Source organism: Ulvibacter litoralis (assembly GCF_900102055.1).
GTDB lineage: Bacteria > Bacteroidota > Bacteroidia > Flavobacteriales > Flavobacteriaceae > Ulvibacter > Ulvibacter litoralis.
Genome location: NZ_FNBA01000027.1, coordinates 1 through 3,660, shown reverse-complemented (window position 1 = coordinate 3,660; position 3,660 = coordinate 1). Strand labels below are relative to the sequence as shown.

The 3,660-nt window shown below is 33.9% G+C and carries 4 protein-coding genes; all 4 read right to left on the bottom strand.

Annotated features, from left to right (window positions below):
* Positions 1–296: 296 nt before the first annotated feature.
* Positions 297–896 (bottom strand): hypothetical protein, encoded by a 600-nt coding sequence (locus BLQ00_RS17110; protein ID WP_139149452.1) that lies wholly within the window; start codon positions 894–896, stop codon positions 297–299.
* 163 nt (positions 897–1,059) lie between these two features.
* Entirely contained in the window at positions 1,060–1,563 is a 504-nt protein-coding gene (locus BLQ00_RS17105; RefSeq protein ID WP_093145536.1) for an Imm63 family immunity protein, read from the bottom strand.
* Between the two features lie 231 nt (positions 1,564–1,794).
* A complete protein-coding gene (locus BLQ00_RS17100; protein ID WP_093145535.1) occupies positions 1,795–2,490 on the bottom strand; it encodes a hypothetical protein in 696 nt (231 codons plus the stop codon).
* A 716-nt stretch (positions 2,491–3,206) separates the two neighbouring features.
* Positions 3,207–3,542, bottom strand: a complete 336-nt coding sequence (locus tag BLQ00_RS17095; RefSeq protein ID WP_093145534.1) for a hypothetical protein — start codon at positions 3,540–3,542, stop codon at positions 3,207–3,209.
* Positions 3,543–3,660 lie beyond the last annotated feature (118 nt).

Genomic DNA, 3,660 nt, shown 5'->3' with positions numbered 1-3,660 from the left:
ATTTATTTAATATTCGTATAAAATTCCCTTCTTTTCGTATATAATTCTAAAGTTTCTTGAGATGGAAATTATGCCCAACGGGTTTGTATAATAATCGTTGCGTTTGGCGCAGCGCGATGCTTGAAGCGGCGACACCTTTTCAGTTTCTTGTTTAGTTCCGATTATTCGGAGCTGCGTGAGACTCAGAAAGGCAAGCGTAACTTTATTTTTCAGAAACCAATATAGTTAAATATTTGCAATCAATTTGCTTCTAGTTTCGCAAGAGCTATGATTATTATACGGTGTTGGCAGGCGTTCTAGTCAGACGAAATTTCCAATGTCATAAATTCACCATTTGAATCCGAGAAGATTATGAAAAAAAAATAGTCGTAGATATATCCCATTTCATTATATAAAGCATGTATTTTGTCAGATTCAGGTTTAAAATCATCGATTGTCAGCATAAAACAAGGATAGCTAAAATCAAGTTCCTTTAGTTTAATATCAACATTTTCCAAATCAAATTCGAAACTGTTCAAATCAGTTGCAAAATTTTCCCAATCCTTTTCGAACGAAAGGAATATTTTCTTTACCTCGTTAAGTAAATTATCATCGATTTTATGAATATCATTTGTTGTAAGGTTTTCAGTTCTGAACGGAAAGGGTAGGTGGTCGGTTTCCGCCCGATTCTTCGTAACATTTTCGACAGAAAAATGAATTTGTAGAAAACGAATGATATCGGTTATATCAATTGAATCTGAAGTTTTCGAATCAGAATATTTTGCAAACCCAATATATCCAATATTAGATTTCAATTCAGTCAATTTTGTATTTGAGGTTCTCATAAGAATGACTGCCAACGGGTTTGTATAATAATTGTAGCGCTTGGCGCAGTGTGCGGCTTGAAGCGGCGACACCTTTTCAGTTCCTTGTTTAGTTCCGATTATTCGGAGCCGCGTGAGACTCAGAAGGACAAGCGTTACGTATTGTTCCGATGACTAAAATAGTGAATTTTAAGTACTAAACATTCTACAATTATGGAAAAGCTATGATTATTGATACAGTGTTGTGCAACGTATTTTATTCAGGATATTTTTCGAAAGCTAACTTGTCAATTTCCGATTCCGAAATTCCTTTTGTTCTTAACTCTCCGCAATAAGTAGCTCTTAATCCAGCTAAATCGTCAAACGGGTTGTTGTTCAATATATTTTGATGTTCTTTTATTTCTTTTTCTTTCCAATCTTCGTTCAGAATTCCGAGTAATTCTTCCTGTTTCTCAAACATTATTCTTCTACAATCTTTTTCCTCAATTCTATTTTTTAATTCATAATCACAAGCCATAGAAAAAGTGACAGAAGCAAATATCCAATATAGTAAATCGTTCAAGTCAGAAGTCAGTTTTCTTTCGTATTCGTTTCCACGTTCAGAAATCACGTAATTATAAAGTCCTAAATTATCAACTTCAATATTCGGTGTTGCATCTCCAATTGGTGAGCTAAATGTCGGAAGTAAATAACTCGGTGCATTTATCTTTTCAGCCAATTGATTAACGATGTTTTGTATTTCAGTTACGGTTTTTGTCATATGTTGCACAACGGGTTAGTATAACGATTGTTGCGTTTGGCGCAGCGCGCTGAGGGCAGCAGCGACAAGTTCAAATTTCTCTTCTTAGTTCCAAATTCAACAGAGCTGCGTGAGACTCAGAAGGGCAAGCGTTACGTTATTTTTCAGAAACCAATATAGCTAATTATTTGTAGAAATTATTGTGAAATTACCGCAAGAGCCATAATTGTTATACGTTGTTGCCATCTGGCTTTATCCGCGTTTTGTATTCAGATATTGTTCAATTTTATCGTGTAAATTTTCTTTAATCCACGCATTCATTTCCTCTCCGTCTTTACTTCCAGAAGCATTCCAAGGACTCTCTTCATTCAAAATTACTTTTTTGTTTTTAAGGTCATAAAGTGAATGATATAAATTTCCTCGTTCCATAACCAAATAATCATTCTTTATGAAAACCCGAATATTTTCCGTGTTTTTATCTGCCTCATCATAATTCCAAAGTATTTTCTCAACGTCATTATTTTTTTCAAGTTCTTCTCTGTTTAATCTTTCTTCTGCATTCCAATTTTCTTTAGACCATTTCATAATATTCCATTCCATATCATCAAAACCAGCCATAGAAAAGTAGAGAACATAAATGTCATTTCTATATTCTACTTTTTGTAGGTATAGATAATCTCTGAAATATGACATATAAATGTCCGCTTTCAATTCTGCATATTTTTGAAATCCTTCGTTATTAATTTGGTTGGTCAGAGTGTCGATATATTTTTCCGCAACTGTTATGCTATCAATTAGAATTTTGTTTTCCAATAACGCTTTCAATTCCAAATCAGCAACTTCCTCAAAATAATAATCGATTGTTCTATTTTCAATATCGTTTGTTTGAGATTTACAGCCAATTGTTAATGTTATTAGAAATATTAGCACGAAAATTTTGAAGTACATTAGCGATGTTTTTTTAGCTTGATGGCAACGGGTTAGTATAAGCAATGTTGCGTTTGGCGCAGCGCGATGCTGGCAGCGGCGACACCTTTTAAGTTACTTGTTTAGTTCCAATTATTCGGAGCTGCGTGAGACTCAGAAAGGCAAGCTTATACGTTGATTTCAAAGAACCAATTTAGTTATTTATTTGTTGGGAACATAATTCTAGTAGGAGAGAAGCCATTTTGCTTATACGTTGTTGCCATTTTTGGCGAGACACGAACCTAATGATTTGTCCAGGAATTATATTGTTCAGTTACAGGTTTTTCGGAAAAGCGTTGAAATCAAAAGAGTAGAGGAAGTTCCGTTTAGAAACTTTAATTTCTTATAAATTGAAAGGTTTAAATAAAACTTTCAGTCAGAAGGACGTAAGAATGACCGACTTGTTTCTTAGCAGAAAGCTGTTCGGATTCGATTCGTAAGAATCAGAATCCGAGCGATTGATGGCAACGGGTTTGTATATTGCTCGTTGCGCTTGGCGAAGTGTGAGGCTTGAAGCGACGACACGTTCAGTTTTCTAGTTTAGTTCCCAATTCGACTTCGTCGCGTGAGACTCAGCAAGACAAGCGTAACGTAATTTTCGTATGACTAATATAGTTAATTAATTATTGGAAATATTCTATTAGTTCAAAAGTAAGCGATGGGGAATATACGGTGTTGGCAATAGTTTTTATATTCAGTTAATTATTTAATTTCAATCGTATCAGATTTATAATTTTTTTAAACTCAGAATTTGATTTATATGAAGTTTTATAAGTCCAATCTCCTCCATTTATTCTTATGATTTTTAAAATCCAAGGATCTTCTTTTGAGAATATTTGTGCAGTTAACGATGTCATAATGTAAAGTTTATTCCACCATTTATCATTTGGGTTGTAATGAGTAATTTCTTTAATGTCAGAATAGTTAAAAGTTCTAAATTCCCAATAATCAATTGCTTTAATTTCAAAGTGTTCATTAAAGACTTTAATTGAAGGAAATCCTTTCTTTTCAAAAATCAAAGGTTCTTCTTCCATTCTTTTTTTTTGTGAATTATTGCCAACGGGTTTGTATAACGATTGTTGCGTTTGGCGCAGCGCGCTGAGGGCAGCAGCGACAAGTTCTTCATTTTCTTCTTAGCACCAAATTATTCAG

Excerpts from the sequence above, each read along its gene's own strand:
- BLQ00_RS17105 (WP_093145536.1), bottom strand. The coding sequence starts at position 1,563 with ATGACAAAAACCGTAACTGAAATACAAAACATCGTTAATCAATTGGCT.
- BLQ00_RS17100 (WP_093145535.1), bottom strand. The coding sequence starts at position 2,490 with ATGTACTTCAAAATTTTCGTGCTAATATTTCTAATAACATTAACAATT.
- BLQ00_RS17095 (WP_093145534.1), bottom strand. The coding sequence starts at position 3,542 with ATGGAAGAAGAACCTTTGATTTTTGAAAAGAAAGGATTTCCTTCAATT.